The 22,563-nt window shown below is 71.5% G+C and carries 22 protein-coding genes; 8 read left to right on the top strand and 14 right to left on the bottom strand.

Translation table 11 applies throughout. The annotated features are described in order from the left end of the window. Positions 1 to 35: 35 nt before the first annotated feature. Positions 36 to 530: a DUF3145 domain-containing protein gene (locus ACFZAT_RS17270; protein ID WP_073965313.1), complete on the top strand. Its 495-nt coding sequence runs from the start codon at positions 36 to 38 to the stop codon at positions 528 to 530. Between the two features lie 133 nt (positions 531 to 663). Here the strand turns inward: ACFZAT_RS17270 and fabF are convergent, their stop codons facing one another. The 5 genes from fabF to ACFZAT_RS17245 all read right to left on the bottom strand — a co-directional run bounded on the left by fabF (position 664) and on the right by ACFZAT_RS17245 (position 5,563). Continuing rightward, positions 664 to 1,926 (bottom strand): beta-ketoacyl-ACP synthase II, encoded by a 1,263-nt coding sequence (fabF, locus tag ACFZAT_RS17265; RefSeq protein WP_391265084.1) that lies wholly within the window; start codon positions 1,924 to 1,926, stop codon positions 664 to 666. Between the two features lie 77 nt (positions 1,927 to 2,003). Then, positions 2,004 to 2,252, bottom strand: coding sequence for an acyl carrier protein (locus tag ACFZAT_RS17260; protein ID WP_391265083.1), 249 nt, complete (start codon positions 2,250 to 2,252; stop codon positions 2,004 to 2,006). Positions 2,253 to 2,314: 62 nt separating this feature from the next. Beyond that, positions 2,315 to 3,346, bottom strand: a complete 1,032-nt coding sequence (locus ACFZAT_RS17255) for a ketoacyl-ACP synthase III (RefSeq protein WP_073965316.1) — start codon at positions 3,344 to 3,346, stop codon at positions 2,315 to 2,317. Positions 3,347 to 3,359: 13 nt separating this feature from the next. Further along, on the bottom strand, positions 3,360 to 4,274 hold the full coding sequence (locus tag ACFZAT_RS17250; protein WP_391265294.1) for an acyltransferase domain-containing protein: 915 nt from the start codon (positions 4,272 to 4,274) through the stop codon (positions 3,360 to 3,362). Positions 4,275 to 4,363: 89 nt separating this feature from the next. Then, positions 4,364 to 5,563: a CdaR family transcriptional regulator gene (locus tag ACFZAT_RS17245; RefSeq protein ID WP_026171552.1), complete on the bottom strand. Its 1,200-nt coding sequence runs from the start codon at positions 5,561 to 5,563 to the stop codon at positions 4,364 to 4,366. Between the two features lie 110 nt (positions 5,564 to 5,673). Here ACFZAT_RS17245 and ACFZAT_RS17240 point away from each other — a divergent pair, with 110 nt between their 5' ends. Further along, positions 5,674 to 6,330: a pirin family protein gene (locus ACFZAT_RS17240; protein WP_391265082.1), complete on the top strand. Its 657-nt coding sequence runs from the start codon at positions 5,674 to 5,676 to the stop codon at positions 6,328 to 6,330. A 20-nt stretch (positions 6,331 to 6,350) separates the two neighbouring features. Here the strand turns inward: ACFZAT_RS17240 and ACFZAT_RS17235 are convergent, their stop codons facing one another. Together ACFZAT_RS17235 and ACFZAT_RS17230 are read right to left on the bottom strand one after the other, a co-directional pair. Then, on the bottom strand, positions 6,351 to 6,542 hold the full coding sequence (locus tag ACFZAT_RS17235) for a hypothetical protein (protein WP_391265081.1): 192 nt from the start codon (positions 6,540 to 6,542) through the stop codon (positions 6,351 to 6,353). A 104-nt stretch (positions 6,543 to 6,646) separates the two neighbouring features. After that, positions 6,647 to 7,228, bottom strand: coding sequence for a GNAT family N-acetyltransferase (locus ACFZAT_RS17230; protein ID WP_391265080.1), 582 nt, complete (start codon positions 7,226 to 7,228; stop codon positions 6,647 to 6,649). Positions 7,229 to 7,477: 249 nt separating this feature from the next. Between ACFZAT_RS17230 and ACFZAT_RS17225 the strand changes: the two genes are divergently transcribed. Further along, positions 7,478 to 9,556, top strand: coding sequence for an alkaline phosphatase family protein (locus ACFZAT_RS17225; protein ID WP_391265079.1), 2,079 nt, complete (start codon positions 7,478 to 7,480; stop codon positions 9,554 to 9,556). Positions 9,557 to 9,583: 27 nt separating this feature from the next. Here ACFZAT_RS17225 and ACFZAT_RS17220 read toward each other — a convergent pair whose 3' ends face one another. Next, the gene (locus ACFZAT_RS17220; RefSeq protein WP_391265078.1) at positions 9,584 to 10,399 is read right to left on the bottom strand and encodes a serine hydrolase; all 816 of its coding nucleotides are present in this window, start codon (positions 10,397 to 10,399) and stop codon (positions 9,584 to 9,586) included. Between the two features lie 91 nt (positions 10,400 to 10,490). Here ACFZAT_RS17220 and ACFZAT_RS17215 point away from each other — a divergent pair, with 91 nt between their 5' ends. From ACFZAT_RS17215 to ACFZAT_RS17205, 3 genes are read left to right on the top strand one after another with little or no spacing between them, the layout of a single operon-like run. Further along, complete coding sequence (locus ACFZAT_RS17215; RefSeq protein ID WP_391265077.1) at positions 10,491 to 10,952, top strand: MerR family transcriptional regulator; 462 nt, start codon at positions 10,491 to 10,493, stop codon at positions 10,950 to 10,952. Further along, on the top strand, positions 10,952 to 11,968 hold the full coding sequence (locus tag ACFZAT_RS17210; protein WP_391265076.1) for an aldo/keto reductase: 1,017 nt from the start codon (positions 10,952 to 10,954) through the stop codon (positions 11,966 to 11,968). The genes ACFZAT_RS17215 and ACFZAT_RS17210 overlap by 1 nt, the downstream gene beginning before the upstream one ends. A 45-nt stretch (positions 11,969 to 12,013) precedes the next feature. Next, the gene (locus ACFZAT_RS17205; RefSeq protein ID WP_391265075.1) at positions 12,014 to 12,460 is read left to right on the top strand and encodes a VOC family protein; all 447 of its coding nucleotides are present in this window, start codon (positions 12,014 to 12,016) and stop codon (positions 12,458 to 12,460) included. 64 nt (positions 12,461 to 12,524) lie between these two features. Here ACFZAT_RS17205 and ACFZAT_RS17200 read toward each other — a convergent pair whose 3' ends face one another. From ACFZAT_RS17200 to ACFZAT_RS17180, 5 genes are all read right to left on the bottom strand, one after another. Further along, a complete protein-coding gene (locus tag ACFZAT_RS17200) occupies positions 12,525 to 13,577 on the bottom strand; it encodes an alpha/beta hydrolase (RefSeq protein ID WP_391265074.1) in 1,053 nt (350 codons plus the stop codon). Between the two features lie 150 nt (positions 13,578 to 13,727). Continuing rightward, positions 13,728 to 14,411, bottom strand: coding sequence for a response regulator (locus ACFZAT_RS17195; protein ID WP_391265073.1), 684 nt, complete (start codon positions 14,409 to 14,411; stop codon positions 13,728 to 13,730). Between the two features lie 13 nt (positions 14,412 to 14,424). After that, the gene (locus tag ACFZAT_RS17190; protein ID WP_391265072.1) at positions 14,425 to 15,654 is read right to left on the bottom strand and encodes a histidine kinase; all 1,230 of its coding nucleotides are present in this window, start codon (positions 15,652 to 15,654) and stop codon (positions 14,425 to 14,427) included. Positions 15,655 to 15,670: 16 nt separating this feature from the next. Further along, the gene (locus tag ACFZAT_RS17185; RefSeq protein WP_391265071.1) at positions 15,671 to 16,609 is read right to left on the bottom strand and encodes a DUF4429 domain-containing protein; all 939 of its coding nucleotides are present in this window, start codon (positions 16,607 to 16,609) and stop codon (positions 15,671 to 15,673) included. Positions 16,610 to 16,696: 87 nt separating this feature from the next. Next, on the bottom strand, positions 16,697 to 17,908 hold the full coding sequence (locus ACFZAT_RS17180; protein WP_391265070.1) for an alpha/beta hydrolase: 1,212 nt from the start codon (positions 17,906 to 17,908) through the stop codon (positions 16,697 to 16,699). Between the two features lie 294 nt (positions 17,909 to 18,202). Here ACFZAT_RS17180 and ACFZAT_RS17175 point away from each other — a divergent pair, with 294 nt between their 5' ends. Then, positions 18,203 to 18,586 (top strand): peptidase inhibitor family I36 protein, encoded by a 384-nt coding sequence (locus ACFZAT_RS17175; protein ID WP_391265069.1) that lies wholly within the window; start codon positions 18,203 to 18,205, stop codon positions 18,584 to 18,586. 80 nt (positions 18,587 to 18,666) lie between these two features. Here ACFZAT_RS17175 and aceE read toward each other — a convergent pair whose 3' ends face one another. After that, the gene (gene aceE, locus ACFZAT_RS17170; RefSeq protein ID WP_391265068.1) at positions 18,667 to 21,408 is read right to left on the bottom strand and encodes a pyruvate dehydrogenase (acetyl-transferring), homodimeric type; all 2,742 of its coding nucleotides are present in this window, start codon (positions 21,406 to 21,408) and stop codon (positions 18,667 to 18,669) included. 540 nt (positions 21,409 to 21,948) lie between these two features. On the opposite strand from aceE, the gene ACFZAT_RS17165 reads away from it, so the two are divergent. After that, positions 21,949 to 22,386 carry a DUF3052 domain-containing protein gene (locus ACFZAT_RS17165; protein ID WP_018103344.1) on the top strand — a complete coding sequence of 146 codons (438 nt, stop codon included), beginning with the start codon at positions 21,949 to 21,951 and terminating at the stop codon, positions 22,384 to 22,386. Positions 22,387 to 22,563: the final 177 nt, after the last annotated feature.

Genomic DNA, 22,563 nt, shown 5'->3' with positions numbered 1-22,563 from the left:
GGGAAGGCGAACCTCGTCCCACACTGGAGGTCCCGGTGACGACACGTGGAGTTCTGTACGTTCACTCCGCACCGCGCGCGCTCTGCCCACACGTCGAGTGGGCGGTGGCGGGAGTCCTCGGCGGGCGGGTGCAGCTCGACTGGATCAGACAGCCGGCCGCGCCGGGCACCTGGCGCTCCGAATTCTCCTGGCAGGCACGGCCCGGCACGGCGTCCAAGCTGGCGTCCGCGCTGCGCGGCTGGGACCTGCTGCGCTTCGAGGTGACGGCGGAGCCGTCGCCCACCGCGGAGGGCGAGCGCTACAGTTCGACGCCCGCGCTCGGCATCTTCCACGCCGTCACCGGCATGCACGGCGACATCCTGGTCCCCGAGGACCGCCTCCGCGCCGCGCTGGCCCGCTCCGCGGGCGGTGAGACCGACCTGGCGGCGGAGATCGCCAAGCTCCTGGGCAAGCCCTGGGACGACGAGCTGGAGTCCTTCCGCCACGCGGGCGAGGGAGCCCCGGTCCGCTGGCTCCACCAGGTCGTGTAACCGGGGCTCCGCCCCGGACCCCGCCCAGCCGGGCACATCAAGCCCCTGCGGCGACTGAGGAGCGGGGAACGACGAAGCCCGCACCCTCACACGGAGGGCACGGGCTTCAAAGCTGCGCGGACGTGCAAGCGCGTCAGACGCTACGGAACGCCAGCACCACGTTGTGGCCGCCGAAGCCGAACGAGTTGTTGATCGCCGCGATCGGCCCCTCCGGGAGCGCCCGCGGCGCGTCCCGGACGATGTCCGCCTCGATCTCCTCGTCCAGGTTGTCCACGTTGATCGTCGGCGGAGCCATCCGGTGGTGCAGCGCCAGGACCGTCGCCACGGTCTCGATGCCGCCCGCACCGCCGAGCAGGTGCCCCGTCATCGACTTCGTCGCGGAGATCGCGACGTGGTCCAGATCGTCGCCCAGCACCGCACGCAGCGCCTTGACCTCCGCGAGGTCACCCTGCGGGGTGGACGTCGCGTGGGCGTTCAGGTGGGCGATCTCCGACGGCTTCAGGTCCGTCTGGTCCAGCAGGTTCTGCATCGCCGCGGCGATACCGCGACCCGTGGGCTCCGGCTGCGCGATGTGGTGGGCGTCGGCCGAGAGGCCCTGGCCCAGCACCTCGCAGTAGACCCGGGCGCCACGCTTCGCCGCGTGCTCCGCGGACTCCAGGACGACGACACCGGCACCCTCGCCGAGGACGAAGCCGTCGCGGCCCACGTCGTACGGGCGGGAAGCCTTCTCCGGCTCGTCGTTGTTCTTGGACATCGCCATCATGTTGGCGAACGCGGCGATCGGCAGCGGGTGGATCGCCGCCTCGGTGCCGCCGGCGAGGACCACGTCGGCGCGGCCGGTGCGGATCATCTCGACGGCGTACCCGATGGCCTCGGCACCCGAGGCGCAGGCGGAGACCGGGGTGTGGACGCCCGCCTGGGCGTTCACCTCGATACCCACGTTCGCGGCCGGGCCGTTGGGCATGAGCATGGGCACGGTGTGCGGGGAGACGCGGCGTACGCCCTTCTCCTTCAGCACGTCGTACTGGTCGAGCAGGGTGATCACGCCGCCGATGCCGGAGGCGATCACCGAACCCAGCCGCTCGGGCTGGATCGTTTCGTCCTCACCGGCCTTGCCGGTGAAACCCGCGTCCGCCCACGCCTCACGGGCCGCGATCAGCGCGAACTGCGCCGAGCGGTCCAGCCGGCGGGCGAGCGGACGGGGCAGGACCTCAGCGGGATCGACGGCCGCCAGGGCCGCGATCCGGACAGGCAGTTCGGCGAAACGTTCGCCCTCGAGAGGCTTGACGCCGGAACGCCCGGCCATCAGACCTTCCCAGGTCGATGCGGAATCGCCACCCAGCGGAGTGGTTGCGCCGATACCGGTGACGACCACGGTGCGATTGGTCGAGTTCACTGGAAAATCTTCTCCACGTGTAGAGGGTCGTGAATCAGCGGCGCCACCGCCGGGTGGCGACACACGAACCGGCTGGATCAGGCCTGGTGCTTGAGGATGTAGTCCGCGGCGTCGCCGACGGTCTTGAGGTTCTTGACGTCCTCGTCGGGGATCTTCACGTCGAAGCGCTCCTCGGCGGCGACGACGACCTCGACCATGGACAGCGAGTCGACGTCCAGGTCGTCCGTGAACGACTTGTCGAGCTCGACGTCCTCGGTCGGGATCCCGGCGATCTCGTTGACGATCTCGGCGAGACCTTCGACGATCTCTTCCTGCGTGGCGGCCATTTCGGCGCTCCTTCGATGTATTTCTGCTGGGTTCGGACGTCCGGGCGAAAAGCCCGGTGTGCCTAGGGGAGAGTAACGACCGTCGCGGCGTAGACGAGACCCGCCCCGAAGCCGATGACGAGCGCGGTGTCCCCGCTCTTGGCCTGACCGGTCGCCAGGAGCCGCTCCATGGCGAGCGGGATCGAGGCGGCGGAGGTGTTGCCGGTGGTCTCCACGTCACGGGCGACCGTGACGCTCTCCGGCAGCTTCAGCGTCTTCACCATCGAGTCGATGATCCGCATGTTGGCCTGGTGCGGGATGAAGACGTCCAGGTCTTCCGCGGAGATCCCGGCCGCGTCCAGCGCCTGCTGGGCGACCTTCGCCATCTCGAAGACGGCCCAGCGGAACACCGCCTGGCCCTCCTGGGTGATGGCGGGGAACTTGACCTCGCCGCGGTCGTTGAGGGGCAGCTTCGTGACGTCGCCGAGCTGGAAGTCGTTCCACGCCACGGTCTGCTTGATCGTCTCGGACTTGTCGCCCTCGGAGCCCCAGACGGTCGGGCCTATGGCGGGCACCTTGGAGGGGCCGACGATGACCGCTCCGGCGCCGTCGCCGAACAGGAAGGCCGTGGCCCGGTCCGTCAGGTCGGTGAGGTCGCTCAGCCGCTCGACACCGATGACGAGCACGTACTCCGCGGAGCCCTCGACGATCATGCCCTTGGCCAGGGTCAGCCCGTAGCCGAAGCCCGCGCAGCCGGCCGAGATGTCGAAGGCCGCGGGCTTGCCGGCGCCGACCTTGTGGGCGATCTCGGTCGCGATGGCCGGGGTCTGCTTGAAGTGCGAGACGGTGGAGACGATGACCGCGCCGATCTGCTCCGGGGCGATCCCGGCATCCGCGATGGCCTTGCCGGACGCCTCGACGGACATCGCGGCCACGGTCTCCTCCTCGGAGGCCCAGTGGCGGGTCGCGATGCCGGAGCGGGAGCGGATCCATTCGTCGGACGAGTCGATCGTCTCCAGGATGACCTCGTTGGGCACCACCCGGGTCGGACGGTAGCCGCCGACCCCCATGATCCGCGCGTACGGAGCGCCCTGGCTGGGCTTGATCTTCGACATGCTCTCGGGCTCCTTAGGCGCCCGCGTGCTCAGCGATGAGCGCGCGGGCCGCGTCGAGGTCGTCGGGGGTCTTGAGCGCGAGGGTCGGGACGCCGGGCAGCGCCCGCTTGGCCAGGCCGGTGAGCGTTCCGCCGGGGCAGACCTCGATCAGGGCGGTGACGCCCATCGCCTTGAAGGTCTCCATGCACAGGTCCCAGCGGACCGGGTTGGCGACCTGGCCGACGAGCCGGGTGATGACCTCGTGGCCGGTGGCGACGGTCTTGCCGTCGGCGTTCGAGACGTACGTCACCGAGGGGTCGGAGACGTCCAGGTCCCCGGCCGCCGCTCGCAGCCGCTCGACGGCGGGCGCCATGTGGTGCGTGTGGAAGGCGCCGGCCACCTTCAGGGGCACCACGCGGCGCACACCCTCCGGCTTGTCCTCGGTCAGCGCGGCGATCTGCGCGGCAGTGCCCGCGGCGACGATCTGGCCGCCGCCGTTGACGTTCGCCGGGGTCAGCCCGAGCTTCTCCAGGTGGACCACCGTGACCTCGGGGTCGCCGCCGAGCAGCGCCGCCATCCCGGTCTCGGTGACCGCCGCGGCCTCGGCCATGGCGAGCCCGCGCGTACGGACGAAGCGGAGCGCGGCCTCCTCGCCGATGACACCGGCGAACGAGGCGGCGGTGATCTCACCGACGCTGTGGCCGGCGACGGCGTCCGGCGAGGCGTCGAGCGCGGCGGCCGACAGCAGGCCGGCGGCGACCAGCAGCGGCTGGGCCACCGCCGTGTCGCGGATCTCCTCCGCGTCCGCCTCGGTGCCGTAGCGCAGGAGGTCGAGCCCGATGGCGTCGGACCAGGCCGCGATGCGGTCGGTGGCACCGGGGAGGTCGAGCCAGGGAGTCAGGAAGCCGGGCGTCTGAGCGCCTTGGCCGGGAGCGACGAGTACGAGCACCCTCACACTCTCTCTTGTGAACGGTCCGGAACACCCGTGGGGACAGGGACGAAGAACCGTAGGGGGAATTGTTGATGTCCGACAAAAGTCTAGGACTGCGTATCCCGGTCGGCCAGACGCCCCAGGATCAGGGCGATTCGCAGAGTGAACGCCGAGCGCACATCGGAAGGTGACCAGCCGGTGACGTCTGTCACACGTCGAAGCCGGTAGCGCACGGTGTTGGGATGCACGAAGAGCATCCTGGCCGCGCCCTCCAGGCTGCTCGCCTGTTCCAGATACACACTCAGCGTCTCCAGGAGTGCGGAGCCCGCCTCTTCCAGCGGTCTGTAGATCTCCTCCACCAATTGCTCGCGCGCGGCAGGGTCGCCCGCCATCGCGCGCTCCGGCAGCAGATCGTCCGCGAGCACCGGCCTCGGCGCGTCCTGCCAGGCCCCGCACGCCTTCAGTCCGGCGGCGGCTGCCTGCGCGGACCGGGTCGCGGCCAGCAGGTCCGCCACCACGGGGCCGGCCACCACGGGGCCCGCCGCGTACGGCCCGATCAGGGCCTTCGCGACCTGGAGCGGGTTGTCGCTGCCGCCCGCGATGACGACCAGGCGGTTGCCGAGCACCCCCGTGAGGACCTGGAGCTTGGCGTGCCGGGCGGCGCGCCGGATCGCCTCCACGGTCAGCTCGCTGTCCCCGTCCGGGGCGGTGCCGAGCAGCACGCAGACGTGCTCGGGGGAGTTCCAGCCGAGGGCGGCGGCCCGGGAGACGGCGCCCTCGTCGGCCTCGCCGGACAGCACCGCGTTCACCACGAGCGATTCGAGGCGGGCGTCCCAGGCACCCCGGGCCTCGGCCGCCTGCGCGTACACCTGGGCGGTCGCGAACGCGATCTCGCGGGCGTAGACGAGCAGCGCCTCCCGGAGCACCGACTCGTCGCCGGGCGCGGCGACCTCGTCGATCGCGGCCTCCATGACCTCGATCGTGGTCCGCACCATCTCGACGGTCTGCCGCAGCGTGATCGCCCGGGTCAGCTCGCGCGGGGCGGTCCCGAAGACGTCGGTCGAGATCGCCTGCGGGGTCTCCGGATGCCGGAACCACTCGGTGAACGCGGCGATACCGGCCTGGGCGACCAGGCCGATCCAGGACCGGTTCTCCGGGGGCATCGCCCGGTACCACGGCAGCGACTCGTCCATGCGGGCGATCGCGTTCGCGGCCAGCCGGCCGGAGGACTGCTCTAGCCGCTTCAGGGTCGCGGCATGGAGGTGGGCGTCGTTCGCAGCGGGCTGCTCAGGATCGGGTCGGGGCACGGACACAAGACTGCCTTATCGGGACGGACGGGCGGAGGGCCGGGGCCGTCGGCAAGCCGGTTCGGTGTCCGGCGAGGGCTCCGCGCGGGCCGGCGGGCTACCGTGGACGGGTGATTTCCGTACACCGCGCGGGCGACCGGTTCGAGGGCGGGGACGCGAAGGCCGGCATCGCGTCCCGGCACGCGTTCTCCTTCGGCACCTTCTACGACCCCGACAACCTCCGCTTCGGGCCGGTCCTGGCCTGCAACGAGGAGCGCCTCGCGCCCGGCGCGGGCTTCGAGGAGCACCCGCACAGCCACACGGAGATCGTCACCTGGGTCGTCGAGGGCGAGCTGACGCACCGCGACTCGGCCGGTCACGCCACGGTGGTCCGGGCCGGTGACGTACAGCACCTCAGTGCCGCCTCCGGCGTCCGCCACGTCGAACGCAACGACGAGGAAAGCCCGTTGACGTTCCTTCAGATGTGGCTCGCGCCCCTGGAGCCCGGCGGCGAACCCGCGTACACGACCGTCCCGGGCATCGCCGACTCCACGCCGTACGCCCTCCCCGAGGCGGGCGCGATGCTGCATGTGCGCCGTCTCGCGGAGGGCGAGCGTGCGGCGGTCCCCGACGCCCCCCGGGCGTACGTCCACGTGGTGCGCGGCACGATACGCATCGGCGCCGAGGAGCTGGGGGCGGGCGACGCGGCCCGTATCACGGGGGAGACGGGTCTCGAACTGGTCGCGGCGGAGGCGGCCGAGGCGCTGGTCTGGGAGCTGGGTCACTGACCGGGCGCCCCGGCCGTGCGTCAGCGGGCGTGGTGCCGGTGGATCTGCTGCTGCGGGATCTCGCTCAGCCGCATCGGCGCCGGGCGCCGGCGGTTCCGGTGGGTACTCCGGCCGGGGAACGCGTTGCGCCGCGCGGGGACCTTCGGGGCCAGGGCCACGAAGGCGAGCGGGGCGAGGACCGCGACGAGGATCAGCACGATGACGACGTTCATGTTCCTGCCTTTCGTCCGGTACTGATGGTCTGTCACTACATTTCGTAACCGGAAATCGGCCGCGTAAACACGATGGGTGACGAATATTCTTTTGTCCGGGTGGACTACCGGCGCCACATCGACCACATCGGCGGCCCCGACCGGAACGTCATCTCCTCGCGGACCTCGAAGCCGTGGCGGCGGTAGAAGGTGAGGTTGCGGCTGTTGCTCGACTCCAGGAAGACCGGGCGCCCGTCCGCGTCCGCCCGTTCCAGCAGGCCGCCGAGGACCACCGAGCCGCGTCCCGTCCCGCGTGCGTCGGCGTGGGTGCCGATGTACTCCACGTACCAGTGCGCGGGGCGGGCCGGGTGCCGGTGCTCCAGGGACAGCAACCGCCCTGCGGTACGCGGGAGTTGTGTGCGGGCCGCCCGCAGCAGCGTGCCCGCGTTGCGCAGCAGGTAGGCCGTCGGGAGCTTCCACGCGCCGGGCTCCGCCCAGACGGCCGCCACCGTGCGGTCCCGGTCCGTCCACACCCGGCCCGCCGGGACCTGCTGTTCCAGGTGCGCGGTGAACAGCAGCCGCAGCCGCCGGTCCCGGTCCCGGGGCATCAGCCAGGACCAGACCGGGTCCTCGGCGTACGCGCTGGCCAGGACGCCCGCGAGCGCGGGGACGTCGGACGCGGTGGCGCGGACTATGTGGTCGGTCATGGCCGGGGAGCGTAGCGGCGGTCCCGGACCGGCGGCCAGCGTCCCGGCAAGACCGGCCGACCGGCCAATGGGGCACGACTTTCGGCTATCACCGTGCGGGATCTCGACTGGGTGCCAGGGCCATGTAAATCTGCCGGTGCCTCAGGAATACCTCCGCGGTTCGCCCGCCGTTCGCACCGGCGGCCTAGTTTTCGCAGGCGCGCAGACGTCCCTCCCCCTTGTGAACCACTCTCCCCCAGAGGTGCCCCGATGACCCTTCAGATCAGCGAGATCCCCTGCCCGGACACCGACGCCGACGACACCGGCGAGCTCACCAATGAGATGCGCATCAGCCGCCGCCGGATGCTGCAGACGGCCGCCGTCTCGCTCGGCGCACTCGCCGCGGGGCCGGTGGCCGACGCGGTCGGCGGCGCCCGGGCCGAGGCGGCCGAATACCGCTTGCCCAGAGGCTTCAAGGGCGATATCTCCGACCTGAAGCACGTGGTGATCCTTATGCAGGAGAACCGTTCCTTCGACCACTACCTCGGCCAGTTGAAGGGGGTGCGCGGCCACGGTGACAAGCAGGTCCTGACGTTCCAGGACGGCACCGACGTCTTCCAGCAGCGCGACGCCACCGGCGCCATCGTGACGCCCGCCGTCTCGACCGCCACCTGGAGCGACAAGCACAACTTCTACGGCGCCAACGGCGGGCGCTGGAACACCTGGGTACAGGACAAGGGCGACCACTGCATGTGGTACTACACGCCCGACTACATGCCGTGGATGTACTCGCTCGCCTCGCAGTACACCGTCTGCGACATGAACTTCTGCTCGCTGCACGGGCCCACCATCCCCAACCGTTACTACCTGATGAGCGGCGCGGCGGGCGGCGAGACGACCAACGCGGGCCAGAACAACTACACCCGCCGCTGGACCACCGTCCCCGAACAGCTCCAGCAGGCGGGCATCAACTGGCGGGTCTACTCCGACAACAGCGGCAACGGCGTCGGCGGCAGCCTCCAGAGCGGATACGTCGGCGAGTACGGCTGCAACGTCACCAACAGCTTCGCCGCCTTCGACCCCCGCACCGCCGACCCGGCCGAGCTCGAACCGGGCACCGGCCGGATCTGGAAGGCCAACTCCTTCGTCTACGCGGGCGCCACCACGCCGAACGACGACTCCGAGGCCAATCTGGACGCCGTCCTGCGCGACCTGATCGCCGCCTGCGAACCGGGCGCCGAACACCCCCTGCCCGAGGTGTCCTGGGTGGTCATGCCGGCCGCCTGGAGCGAGCACCCGGGCTTCGACACGGTGCACGGCGAGCGGTACATGAACAAGGTGCTGAAGACCCTCCAGAGCAACGAGGACATCTGGAACCACACCCTGGTGATCATCACGTACGACGAGAACGACGGGAAGTTCGACCACGTCCTGCCGCCCCGGCCGGAGGCCGGCACCCCCGGCGAGTTCTCCGGCACCACCCCGTACGGTTTCGGGCCGCGCGTCCCGATGGTGCTGGTCTCCCCGTGGACGCGCGGCGGCTACGTCGCCTCGGAGGTCTTCGACCACACCTCGACCGTGAAGTTCCTGGAGACCTGGGCCGCGCACCTGGGCAAGCCGTTCACCTGCCCGAACATCACCCCGTGGCGCCGCTCCATCGCCGGCGACCTGACGAGCGCGATCGACTTCGCGCACCCGCGCCCCGGCCCCGTCGTCATCGCGGACCCGGTCACCGGCACCCCGCCGAGGCCGCCCCGCGACCGGATGGAGCCGCGCGGCCTCTCCTTCCACCCGCACGCCGTGCTCACCGAGGACCGGGCCGCGGGCACGGTGACCGCCGCCATGACGCTTACCGGCGGTCCGGAGGGCAAGGCGGTGAGCCTCCAGGTCTTCCCCGACCGGTACCTCCCGTTCGAGAACATCCCGCACACGGTGAGCGCGGCGGCCCCGCGCTCGTACACCTGGGACACGACCGCCACCGACGGCCGGTACGCGTTCTCGGTGTACGGCCCCGACGGGTTCCTGCGCTCCTTCGCCGGGCAGCTGCTCCCCGAGGACGCGCACACCCACCACATCGGCCTGCCGCGCGTCGAGCCGCGGCTGGTCCGGGGGTGGCGCCCGGTGGTCCGCCTGGCGCTGCACAACGACGGCCGCCACCCGGTCCGCTACACCCTGGAGGCCAACGACTACGCGGGCGGCACCCGGAAGGTCACCGTCCCCGGTGGTCACTCCGCGGTCGTGGACTGGCCCACCGAGCACGGCTACTACGACGTGGTGCTCACCGCCGACACCGGCACCGGCTGGACCCAGCGGTACGCGGGCCGGGTGGCGACGGTGAACGACCGCTGACGGACGGGGCTGGCCCCGGAGCCCCGGTCAGCCCGCCAGCTCCGCCAGGACCGCGTCGGTGAACGCGGGCCACACCTCGACCGCCCACGGGCCGAAGGCCCGGTCGGTGAGCGCGACGCAGGCCGCGCCCGCCGCCGGGTCGACCCAGAGGAAGGTGCCCGACTGCCCGAAGTGGCCGAAGGTCGCGGGGGAGGAGGAGGCGCCCGTCCAGTGCGGGGACTTGGCGGCGCGGATCTCGAAGCCGAGGCCCCAGTCGTTGGGGTTCTGGTGGCCGTAGCCGGGGAGGACGCCCTTGAGGCCCGGGTGGACCACGGTCTGCGCGGCCAGCACCGTGCGCGGGTCGAGGAGGCGGGGGGCCTGCACCTCGGCGGCGAAGCGCGCGAGGTCGGCGACCGTGGAGACGCCGTCCTTGGCGGGGGAGCCGTCCAGGGCGGTCGCGGTCATCCCGAGAGGTTCCAGGACCGCCTGTCGCACGTACTCCGGGAACGGGATCTCGGTGGCCTTCGCGATGTGGTCGCCCAGCACCTCGAAGCCCGCGTTGGAGTAGAGGCGCCGGTTGCCGGGCGGGGCCATCACCCGGTGCTCGTCGAACGCGAGGCCGCTGGTGTGGGCGAGGAGGTCGCGCACGGTCGAGCCCTCGGGGCCCGCCGGTTCGTCCAGCTCCACGGCACCCTCCTCGTACGCCACCAGCGCCGCGTAGGCCGCGAGCGGTTTGGTGACGGAGGCGAGCGGGAAGCGGTGCGCGGTCGGGCCGTGCGTACCGGCGACCGTGCCGTCCGCTCGTACGATGGCCGCCGCGGCGGTGGGGACGGGCCAGTTCTCGATCATCGCCAGGCTCTGCATGCGTACGAGAGTAGATTCCAGGTCCCACCTGTCGGAAACCGCACCCGGTGATGCTTGCTTCGAGTGCACTCCAAGGTCTTAGCGTGGGGGTATGACCGTGATGGAGACCACCGCGAGCCGGACCGACCTCTGCGCCTCCGCCCCGTCGGGGCACCCCCGCCCCGACGGGCAGGACCGCTACACGATCAGCGAGGTCGCCGCGTTCACCGGCCTGACCGCCCACACCCTGCGCTGGTACGAGCGGATCGGGCTCATGCCGCACGTCGACCGGTCGCACACCGGCCAGCGCCGCTTCAGCAACCGGGACCTCGACTGGCTCGCCTTCGTCACCAAGCTGCGGCTGACCGGGATGCCGGTCGCCCACATGGTCCGGTACGCCGAGCTCATACGCGAGGGCGACCACACCTTCGAGGAACGGCAGGAACTGCTGGAGGCGACCCGCCGCGACGTGAAGACGCGGATCGCGGAGCTCCAGGACACCCTTGCCGTACTGGACTACAAGATCGACTTCTATGCGGGCGCCCGCCGGGCGCCGGAAGGGCCGAGTGCCTGATGACTGACAACAAGATCGCCACCGTCGAACTCGGCCGGGGAGGACCCCGCGTCGGGGTCCAGGGCCTCGGCTGCATGGGCATCAGCGAGTTCTACGGGGACACCGACGAGGTTTCGGCCCGCGAGACGCTGGAAACGGCGCTGGCGGCGGGCGTCACCCTCTTCGACACCGCCGACATCTACGGCAGCGGAGCCAACGAGACCTTCCTGGCGCCGTTCGTCGGGGCGCACCGCGACGAGATCACCCTCGCCACGAAGTTCGGCATCGAGCGGCGCGACGACGACCCCGACTACCGGGGCGTCAACAACAGCCCCGCGTACATCCGCAAGGCCGTCGAGGCGAGCCTGCGCCGCCTGAACACCGACGTCATCGACCTCTACTACATGCACCGCCACGACACCGCCGTCCCGTTCGCGGAGTCCGTCGGCGCCATGGCCGAGCTCGTCCGGGAGGGCAAGGTCAAGCAGCTCGGGCTCAGCGAGGTCACCGGCGCCGAACTGCGCGAGGCGCACGCCGTGCACCCGATCGCCGCCCTCCAGTCCGAGTGGTCCCTCTTCAGCCGGGACGTGGAGCGCAGCGCGGTGGCCGCGGCAGCCGAGCTGGGCGTCACGGTCGTGCCGTACTCGCCGCTGGGCCGGGGCTTCCTCACCGGCTCCTTCGCGGACGCGGGCAAGGAGCTGTCCCAGGGCGACTTCCGCGCCTCGCAGCCCCGGATGACCGGCGAGAACGCGAAGGCCAACGCGGCGCTCCTGGAGCCCGTCCACAAGATCGCCGCCGCGCACGGGGCGACCGCCGGGCAGGTCGCGCTCGCCTGGGTCCAGCAGCGCGCCCAGGTCCACGGCATCACCGTCGTCCCCATCCCGGGCACCCGCAAGAGCCACCGTCTCCTGGAGAACGTGGGCGCCACCCGCCTCACGCTCACCGACGACGAGCTGGCCCTCCTCGAACCGATCGCCGGGCAGGTCGCGGGTGACCGTTACCAGGACATGAGCCTGACCTCCCTCGCTCGCGAGTAGCGCGGGGTAGCGTCCGTACGAGGAAGCGACAGAGGAGGCAACGGCATGGCGATCCAGCGGATGGACAACGTCGGCATCGTGGTCGAGGACCTGGACGCGGCCATCGCGTTCTTCCGGGAACTCGGCATGGAGCTGGAAGGCAAGGGCGAGGTCCAGGGCGGCTTCGCCGACCAGTGCACCGGGCTCGACGGCACCCACTGCGAGATCGCCATGCTCCGGACCCCGGACGGGCACAGCCGCCTGGAGCTGGCGAAGTACCTCAGCCCCGCGCTGATCGACGCCCCGCGCGACCGGCCGCACAACGTGCTCGGCACGCACCGCGTCATGTTCGCCGTCGACGATGTCGAGGACACCGTGGCCCGGCTGCGCCCGCTCGGCGGCGAAGTCGTCGGCTCCATCGCCCGGTTCGAGGACACCTACCTGCTCTGCTACCTGCGCGGCCCGGACGGCGTGATCGTCGGGTTGGCGGAGGAGCTGGGCGGGAAGAGCTAGGCCGTTTCCGGAAAGTCCCGTCTGGCCTGCGGGTCAAGACGCCCCCTAGGGCCTTCCCGCCGGCTCAGCCCCGGTCGTACGCGCCTTCGGCGATCGCGGCGAAGGCGCTGAGCGACTGGGTTCCCGGTGCGAAGTAGCCGGTGTGCCCCGCCGCGTCGGCGGCGGGCACCCGGCGGGCGCCGAACTCCGGCGACGCGGGGTCCGCGCCGTGGCCGAGCCCGGCGAATTCGACGTGCGGGACCTTGCCGATCCAGTCGCCGGGGTCCTTCGCCGCCCACACCCGCGCCCCGGTGCGCAGACCGGCCACGCTGTCCGCGCGCATCCCGGGGGAGCCGAGGACCACCAGGTCGGCGACGCGCAGCCGGTGCGCGGCCAGGCCGCAGACGACGGAACCGTAGCTGTGGCAGAACACCGTGGTGACCGACACCCCGGCCGCCTCCAGCCCGTCCGTGAACCGGGTCAGCCGCGCGGCACCGGCCTCCGCCAGCGCCCCCCGTGCGGCGTCGAGCCCGAGGCCCACCGGTGTGGTGTATCCGGCCCAGGCGACCACGGCGGTGCCCGGCCCCGTCCGGGCGTACAGCGACCTGGCCATGCCGGCCGGGGTGCCGTACACGTCGGTCGTACGGTCGAAGGTGCCGGCGTCGATGTCGGACCCGGGCACCACCACGGAGACCCGACGGGCGGCCGTCAGGTCGCCGAAGACCTCCGCGACCTGGCCCCGGCCGCGCGGGTCGAACGCCAGGAAGCGGCGGGCCGGGTCGTCGGCGAGGTGGGCGTAGCGGGGGTCGTGCGAGGCCTTCAGGGCAAGGGCGTTGGCGCGATAGCGCAGCTGGACCGGGGCGCCGTCGAGGTTCCCGGCGACGAGCGGGTGCCGTGCGGCCAGGGCCTGCTGCTCGGTGTCGGTGAGACTCGCGAAGAACCGGGCCGCTTCGGCGGGCGAATCCCCCTCCGGGTCGGGCAGTTCGCGGCCCAGCGTGTGGTCGGCCCGCCAGGAGGCCGTGCCCCGCGGCGGGCCCGTGACCGCCTGCTGGGCGTTGCCCGACACCCACCCCGCCGTCCCCGACATCACGGTGACCGCCAGCGCGGCCGCGACCAGGGTCCTCGCGTAACGCCGCATCCGCCCCGCCCTCCCTCTCCGGCCGAACCGGCCGGTCCCCGCACGCCGTTCGGCGCGACGGGAGGAAAGTAGGAACGCGGTGGGGGCGCGTGCGTCACACCGGGGAGCCAACTGCCCTGTGCTACCCGGGTAGGGGGTGGGGCGGGTGCGTCAGGCGGAGCCGGGGACGACCAGACCCGCCTCGTACGCGAAGATCACGGCCTGCGCCCGGTCGCGCAGGGACAGCTTCGCCAGGACGCGCCCGATGTGCGTCTTCACCGTCTGCTCGGCGAGCACCAGCTTCCCGGCGATCTCCTGATTCGACAGGCCGCGCGCGATCAGCCCCAGGACCTCCGTCTCGCGCGGTGTCAGCCCGTTGAGCCGCAGCGCCGCCCCGCCCCGGGCCGCCGCCGAAGGACCCTGCTTCGCGAAGTCGGCGATCAGCCGTCGCGTCACGGACGGCGCGAGCAGCGCGTCGCCCGCCGCCACCACCCGGACCGCAGCGATCAGGTCGGCCGGTGGCGCGTCCTTCAGCAGGAAGCCGGACGCCCCGGCCCGCAGCGCCTCGTACACGTAGTCGTCCACGTCGAACGTGGTCAGCATCAGCACCCTGGGCACATGGACCACGCCCGGCGGCGGGTCGAGGAGTTCGCGCGCAGCGGCGAGGCCGTCCATCTCGGGCATCCGGACGTCCATCAGGACCACGTCCGGGTGGACCCGGCGGCTGACCTCGACGCCCTGGCGCCCGTCGGGCGCCTCGCCGACCACGTCGATGTCCGCCTGCGCCGCCAGCAGGGCCGCGAAGCCCGCCCGCACCATGGCCTGGTCGTCGACGATGATCACACGGATGGTCACGGTTCCTCCGGACTCAGGGGGCGTCGTCGGGCCCGGCGGGGGACAGCGGCAGCCGCGCGACGACCCGGAACCCCCCGTCCGGCAGCGGCCCTGCGTCCAGTGAGCCGCCCGTCAACCGTACGCGCTCCCGCATCCCGACCAGACCGTGGCCCGTTCCCGCCGACTCCAGCGGCGAAACCGGCTTCCCCGGCGGTTCGTTGACGACCGATACCGTCAACTGCCCGCCGTCCGAGGTGACCGAGACCCGCGTCCGTGCCCCCGGCGCGTGCCGGACCACGTTCGCCAGCGCCTCTTGAACGATCCGGTACGCAGACAAGTCAACGGCCGACGGTACGTCACCCACATCGGCGGCCAGCGCCAGTTCGGCGGGAAGCCCCGCGCGTACCGTCGCCTCCACCAGCTGCTGCAAGCGGTCGATTCCCGGCTGCGGGGCCCGCTCGCCCTCCACGCCGTCACCGCGCAGCACCACCAGCAACCGCCGCATCTCGGCCAGGGACTCCCGCGCGCTCGCCGCGATCGTCCCGAACTCCTCGCGCGCCTCGTCCGACAGTTGGGCGAGCCGGTAGGGCGCGGAGTCCGCCTGGACGGTGATCACGGACATGTGGTGGGCGACCACGTCGTGCAGCTCCCGGGCGATCCTGGCCCGCTCCTCCAGCAGCGTCCGCCGGGCGCGCTCCGCCTCGCTGACGGTCTCCTGTTCGGCGAGCCGGCGCTGGGCGACGCGCCGTTCCCGTACGGCCGCGCCGATCACCAGCACCACGGCCGCGAACAGGGGCAGCAGCAGCGCGCTGCCGTTGCTGCGGTCCGCGCGGACCAGGTGGAGGATGAGGCTCGCCGCTCCGGTCGCCAGCCAGACGGCGACGAGCACCCGCCGGGACCTGCGCAGGGCCAGCGCGAGGAGCAGGAAGAGATAGGCGATGAGCGGCGCGGGCGGCCACGGCCACACGTCGAATGCGCGGGCCGGCTGTCCCAGGATCACCAGCGCGCCCGCGATGTCCGCGGGGAAGACGATCCACCAGGCCAACAGCGGCCGGTGCGCCACCAGCAGCAGGGGCCCGGCCTGGGTGACGGCCAGGGTGGTGGCGGCCGCGCCGCCCAGCCCGTACTGGTCGAGGAGATTGGCCAGGGTGACGGGGAGGAAGAGCGCCGTCAGCAGGACGGCGGCGGTCTGCGGCAGGAATCTCGTCCAACGTCGCGAACCGGTGGTGTGCGCGGAGACGGCAGCGGGTATCGGCTCGGTCATCTCGGGTGGCTGCCGGTTACAGCTCGGCCAGGAGCTGCGCCTTCTTGGCGCTGAACTCCTCGTCGGTCACCAGGCCCGCCCGGTGCAGCTCCCCGAGGTGGTGGATGCGCTCCGCGATGTCCGCCGGATCGCGCCGCGCCGCGGCGGTGAGGGGAGCGGCCGCCGGGGGCGCGGACTGCTTCCTGCGTACGGATTCGAGGACGGCCGCCGCGAAGGGCAGCGACTCGTGGACCGGGCCGTAGCCGAGCCCGAAGATCACCGCCGCGGGGTCCTGGTCGGCCCGGGCGGGCCGGGGTATCACCGGCTGTACGCCCGTGGCCGTCCCGCCCGTCGCGGTGCCGGTGAGCCCTCCGGGCGTGTGGGCCACGGCGTCCGAGCCCCTGGGCAGCAGCCGCAGATACCCCTCCAGGCCCTCCGGCGAGCGCCACTCGACCCCGCACAGATCCGTGACCGGGAACGTCTGGTCGCCGGCCTTCCACTTCTCCGATGAGGCGCCCGTCCAGAACCAGCGGAAGGAGATTCGCTCACCGTCGAAGCCGGCCCGTCCGTCGTACGCCTTGAACTGCATCGGGGCCTCGGGGGCCGCGACCAGGAAACGGTCGGCGGGCTCGCCCGCGTCCGCGCCGATACAGGCCCGCAGCTCGTCCGCGTAGTACTCGGCGAGGGTCTCGCGGGCCGCGGGGAGCACCAGCCGGTACGGGTCGCAGCCGTCCTTCAGCTGACCCGCGGCGGCTTCGAGGAGCGGGTCGGCTCCGGGACGCGGGACGGCACGCAGCACCACCGTGCCCCGCTTGCCCGGGGTCAGCGTCACCGACGACAGCGCCGCGTGCGGGACGCGGCGCTCACGGAGGCTCTGGAGGAGTCTCGGTGTGCGGATACCCCGTTCGTAGCGGATGAGCACGGAGTCGGCGTCGAACTCCCAGGTGGCATGAATTCCGGCCAGCACATCACCCATGCGCTTCATCGTATGCGGCACTTGCCCGCCCCGTCCCCTCTCGGAGTCGACCGCTTCCGGAGGCCGGAAGCGGTGTCTCTACGCGCGTCAGGCTGTCGAGTTGGCGTACACCCCGTCGTTGCAGGTGCTGTCGGCCGGTGCACAGGTCACCGACGTGTACGAGCCAACACCGATCGCGGCGAAGTTGTCCAGACTCTCGGTGCCCGGCTCGAAGTAGCCGCTGTGACCGACCGCGCCGTCCGCGGAGACGACCCGGGCGCCGAAGCCGCGGTCCACCGGATCCGCTCCGTGTCCCAGGCCCCCGAACTCCAGGTTCGGCACGTCCGCGATCCAGTCGCCGCTGTCCCGCATCGCCCACACGTGCGCCCGGGTGCGCAGCTGACCCGCGTTGTCCGCCCGCATTCCGGGGCTGCCGGCCACCGCGATGTCCTCGACCCGGCCGGGCAGCCTGCGCGCGGCGACCCCGCACAGGACGGAGCCGTAGCTGTGGCAGAACAGCGAGACGGCTGCCGGTCCCGGGAGGGCCCGGACGAGCGCGTCGAGCCGGACCGCCCCGCGCTCGGCGAGGTTGCCGAGGGCGGCGTCCATGCCGATGCCGACGGGCGTGGTGTAGTCGGCCCAGGCGATGACGGCGGTGCGCACCCCGGGGCTCGCGGCGCGCTCGGCGGCGTAGAGCGACTTGGCCATGCCGACGGGCGCGGCGTTGGTCTTGGCCCCGGTGCGTTCCAGGGTCAGCAGATTCGTGTCGACGCCGGGCACGACGAGCGAGATGCGCCGCGCCCGGTCCAGGTCGCCGAAGACCTCGGCGGCGAGCCCGCGCCCCGACGGGTCGAACGCCAGGAAGTGGCGGTCCCGGGCGAGCATCGAGCGGAAGCGGTCCAGGCGGTGCCGGGCCTCGGCGCGGCCGGACGCGGAGAGTCTGGTGTCGTGGACACGTGTGCGCTCGACCGCGCTCGCCTGCCCGATCGCCCGCCGGTTCGCACGGTAACGGGTGGTGACCGGGGCGCCGTTGAGGTTCCCCACGACGAGTGGGTACCGGTCGGCGAGGCGGGCGCGCTGCGCCGGTGTCAGCGTGGCGAAGAAGTGCGCCAGCTTGTACGGCGGGGTGTCGGCGTCCGGCAGCGGCTGTCCCGCTATCGACCCCTTGGCCCAGGCGGCCAGCGCGAGCGCGCGGGAGTCGCCGGAGCGCTGGTGGTGCACGGCGGTCCAGCCGGTCGTCGCGAGCATCACGAAGACGACCGCGACGGCGAGCAGGGCGCGCCAGGCGGTGAGCGTGGGGGAGGAGTCGAAGGAAGTCACTCCGGACCACCCTAGGAGACGGGTGGAGCCGGTTCGGGAGCAGGGTGACGTACATCACCCGACTGTGCGGAAGGACACGGTGGTTGTCTCACCCTGCGTACGGCCTTGCGGCACGCTCCGCGCCTTTCGCGTCAACTCTGTGCGGGGCGTCACCTTTCGGAGTGGACCTGGCCTCCAGCCCTTCCGATTACTCTCCGTAACGGCGCAGGGTGGGTGCAGGGAGATCCGCATCGGTGGACGCCCGCATCAGCAGTTCCGTCACGGCAGTTTCATCATCACGGGGGTTCCACTCGCATGCGTAAGACCATCGCCGCGGCCGTTCTGGCCGTCACCGCCCTGTTCCTGCTCGCACCCGCCGGGGCGACCGCGCCCGCCGAGGCCGCCGCGCCGGTCTCCCTGGGGAACTGCGCGAGCGGGCAGCTCTGCCTCTGGGCCCAGCCCGACTTCACCGGCGCCCGGCAGACCCATGAGCTGTCCACCATCGACATCGAGAGCTGCGTCCCGCTGAAGCCCGGCACCACCGCCCAGGCCCTGGCCAACCGCACCGGCCGGCCCGTCACCACCTACCAGTCCGCCGAGTGCGCGGAGACCGGCGAGTTCGAGACCTACCCGGGCGGCGGCACCTGGCTGCCGCGCTCGCCGTACCAGGTGCGCGCCTTCAAGGTGTGGGAGAACTGACCGGACCCCGACGCGCCGCGGGGCGGCGGCACCCTTTCCGGGTCCCGCCGCCCCGCACCGGGCGAGTCTCCGCGCCCGCGTTACGCGTCACCGCCCGCGGCCCCCGGATCGGCCGAGGCCACGTCCAGCAGGTCGTAGCGGTCGACCGCCGTCTTCAGCGCCGACCGGTCGACCTTCCCCTCCTTCGCCAGCTCCGTGAGCACCCCGAGCACGATCGACTGCGCGTCGATGTGGAAGTACCGCCGCGCCGCGCCCCGGGTGTCCGCGAACCCGAACCCGTCCGCGCCCAGCGACTGGTAGGTGCCGGGCACCCAGCGGGCGATCTGGTCCGGCACGGACCGCATCCAGTCCGACACCGCCACGAACGGCCCCTGCGCTCCGGACAGCTTGCGCGTCACGTACGGCACACGCTGCTCCTCCTCCGGGTGCAGCAGGTTGTACCGCTCCACGTCCACGGCCTCGCGCCGCAGCTCGTTCCAGGAGGTCGCCGACCAGACGTTCGCCTTCACATTCCACTCGTCCGCGAGGATCCGCTGCGCCTCGACGGCCCACGGCACCGCCACGCCGGACGCCAGGATCTGGGCCGGGATCTCGCCCTTCTCCCCGCCGCTGTAGCGGTAGACGCCCTTCAGGATGCCCTCGACGTCGACATCGGCGGGCTCCGCCGGGTGCTGGATCGGCTCGTTGTAGACGGTGAGGTAGTAGAAGACGTCCTCGTTCTCCTCGGCGGTCCCGCCGTACATCCGGCGCAGACCGTCCTGCACGATGTGCGCGATCTCGTACCCGAACGCCGGGTCGTAGGCCACGCAGGCCGGGTTGGTCGACGCCAGCAGCTGGGAGTGCCCGTCGGCGTGCTGGAGCCCCTCGCCGGTCAGCGTCGTCCGGCCGGCGGTCGCGCCCAGCACGAAGCCGCGCGCCAGCTGGTCCGCCATCTGCCAGAACTGGTCGCCGGTGCGCTGGAAGCCGAACATCGAGTAGAAGACGTAGACCGGGATCAGCGGCTCGCCGTGCGTCGCGTAGGCGGAGCCCGCGGCGATCAGCGAGGCCGTGCAGCCCGCCTCCGAGATGCCGTCGTGCAGCATCTGCCCGGTCGGCGACTCCTTGTACGCGAGCAGCAGATCGCGGTCGACCGACTCGTACTGCTGCCCGAGCGGGTTGTAGATCTTCGCGCTCGGGAAGAAGGCGTCCATGCCGAACGTGCGGTACTCGTCGGGCGCGATCAGCACGAAGCGCTTGCCGATCTCCTTGTCCCGCATGAGGTCCTTCAGGATCCGGACGAACGCCATGGTGGTGGCGATCGACTGCTGGCCCGAGCCCTTCTTCGCTGCCGCGTACGTCTTGTCCTCGGGCAGCGGCAGGGGCTTGGCGCGCACCACACGGGTCGGGACGTAACCGCCCAGGCCCTTGCGGCGGTCGTGCATGTACTGGATCTCCTCCGAGCCGCGGCCCGGGTGGTAGTACGGCGGGTTGCCGTCCTCCAGCTCCTTGTCCGCGATCGGGATGTGCAGCCGGTCCCGGAACCGCTTCAGGTCCTCGGCGGTGAGCTTCTTCATCTGGTGGGTCGCGTTGCGGCCCTCGAAGTTCGGACCGAGGGTCCAGCCCTTGACCGTCTGCGCCAGGATCACCGTCGGCTGGCCCTTGTGGGCCTTGGCCGCCGCATAGGCCGCGTACACCTTGCGGTGGTCGTGACCGCCGCGCCCCAGGTGCAGGATCTGCTGGTCGGTCATGTCCTTGACCATCTCGCGCAGCCTCGGGTCGTCCCCGAAGAAGTGCTCCCGGATGTACGCGCCGGTCTCCGTGGCGTACGTCTGGAACTGCCCGTCCGGCGTCGTGTTCAGCTTGTTGACCAGGATGCCCGTGCGGTCCTGCGCCAGCAGCGGGTCCCAGGACCGGTCCCAGACCAGCTTGATCACGTTCCAGCCGGCGCCCCGGAACTGGGACTCCAGCTCCTGGATGACCTTGCCGTTGCCGCGCACCGGGCCGTCGAGGCGCTGGAGGTTGCAGTTGACGACGAAGGTCAGGTTGTCCAGGCCCTCGCGGGCGGCGATGGACAGCTGGCCGAGCGACTCCGGCTCGTCCATCTCGCCGTCGCCGAGATACGCCCACACATGCGAGTTCGAGGTGTCGGCGAGGCCGCGCGCCTCCATGTAACGGTTCATCCGGGCCTGGTAGATCGCGCCGAGCGGGCCGAGGCCCATCGACACCGTCGGGAACTCCCAGAAGTCCGGCATCAGCCGCGGGTGCGGATAGCTGGACAGCCCGTTCGGCGCCTTCGACTTCTCCTGGCGGAACGCGTCGAGCTGCGCCTCGCTGAGCCGGTCCAGCAGGAAGGCGCGGGCGTAGATCCCGGGGGACGCGTGCCCCTGGAAGAAGATCTGGTCGCCGCCGAGACCGTCGTCCTTGCCGCGGAAGAAGTGGTTGAAGCCGACGTCGTACAACGAGGCCGAGGAGGCGAACGTGGCGATGTGGCCGCCCACGCCGATCCCCGGCCGCTGGGCGCGCGAGACCATCACGGCCGCGTTCCAGCGGGTCGCGTTGAGGATCTTGCGCTCGATCTCCTCGTCGCCGGGGAAGAACGGCTCGTCCTTCGTGGCGATCGTGTTGACGTAGTCCGTGCTGCGCATCTCCGGCACGGCGACGCGCTTCTCGCGCGCTCGCTCGATGAGCCGGAGCATGAGATAGCGGGCCCGCTCACGGCCTCGCTCGTCGACGGCGGCGTCGAGGGAGTCGAGCCATTCCTGGGTCTCTTCGGGATCAAAATCCGGGACCTGACTCGGAAGGCCGCCAATGATGATCGGGTTGCGATCGGATCCGGAAGCCACGCTGTTCCTTCGCTGTTCGGTGCTGCGCTTCGGGGCCTGTTACGGGAGTCCTGCCCCCGGACATGAGGATGTGTACGCCAACCCCATCGTGTACCGCCGAAACGCGTACGTCATCTCTACCGAGAGGTAACCCCGAACGCGTCCCCGGCCCGGTTCCGCAGGGACGGATGGACGACCGCCGAGTGGGTATCGGTGCAGGCAGAAGGTGTCGGACAGGATGGGGCAGGCAGGATGAGAGGGGACGGAACGCAACCATACGCCCAAGGCGTGCAAGTGTTCCCAAAAGCTGCTCGGCTCCGAATGCCGGACCGAAACGGCATAAGCTGTCCAAGGACGAAGGACACGACAGGAGTGGAGGAGGACGCGGGCCCTCGCAGGGAGCCTGCCTGAAGGACGGCGACGTGACAGGAAACGTCACCGTTTAGGCGGTCTCGTACGCTGGGTACTTGCGCGATCCGCCGCTCCCGTGTGGACTACGGCCAACGCCCCGCGCACGCGCGTGGCTGAAGCATTTTCCGAAACATGATCAGGAGGCAACCCGTGAGCGCGACCGCGGACCACGCGGAGGAGCGGACCAACCCGGCTGCACGCCTGGGGTTCGAGCCCGGACAGGTGGTCCAGGAGATCGGCTACGACGACGACGTCGAGCTGGAGCTCCGTGAGGGCATTGAGGCCATTACCGGCCAGGATCTCGTCGACGAGGACTACGACGACATCGCTGACGTCGTCCTGCTGTGGTTCCGCGACGAGGACGGCGACCTTACGGACGCGCTGGTGGATGCCATTGGTCTGCTCGAGGACGGCGGCGTGGTCTGGCTGATGACGCCCAAGACCGGCCGCGACGGATACGTCGAGCCGAGCGACATCAACGAGGCCGCCCAGACCGCAGGGCTCGCCCAGACCAAGAGCGTCAACGCGGGCAAGGACTGGTCGGGAAGCCGTCTCGTCACGCCCAAAGCGGCCAAGGCCAAGCGCTGACCCCACCAACCCCTGAAGGCCCCCGACTGGCATCGCGCCGATCGGGGGCCTTCGTACATCCGCCTCGTACATCCGTATCCCGGTTACTCACTGGCTTGATCCGCTCCCGCGCGGGAAGCTTTCCCGGGTGCCGCGCGGGCGCCCGGGGGGTCTGCGTAGGGTGGGGGTCACCCGGAC

The sequence above is a fragment of the Streptomyces sp. NPDC008163 genome, assembly GCF_042956885.1.
GTDB lineage: Bacteria > Actinomycetota > Actinomycetes > Streptomycetales > Streptomycetaceae > Streptomyces > Streptomyces drozdowiczii_A.
Note: the sequence above shows the minus strand (reverse complement) of the source record. Positions and strands in the feature narration are given on the sequence as shown.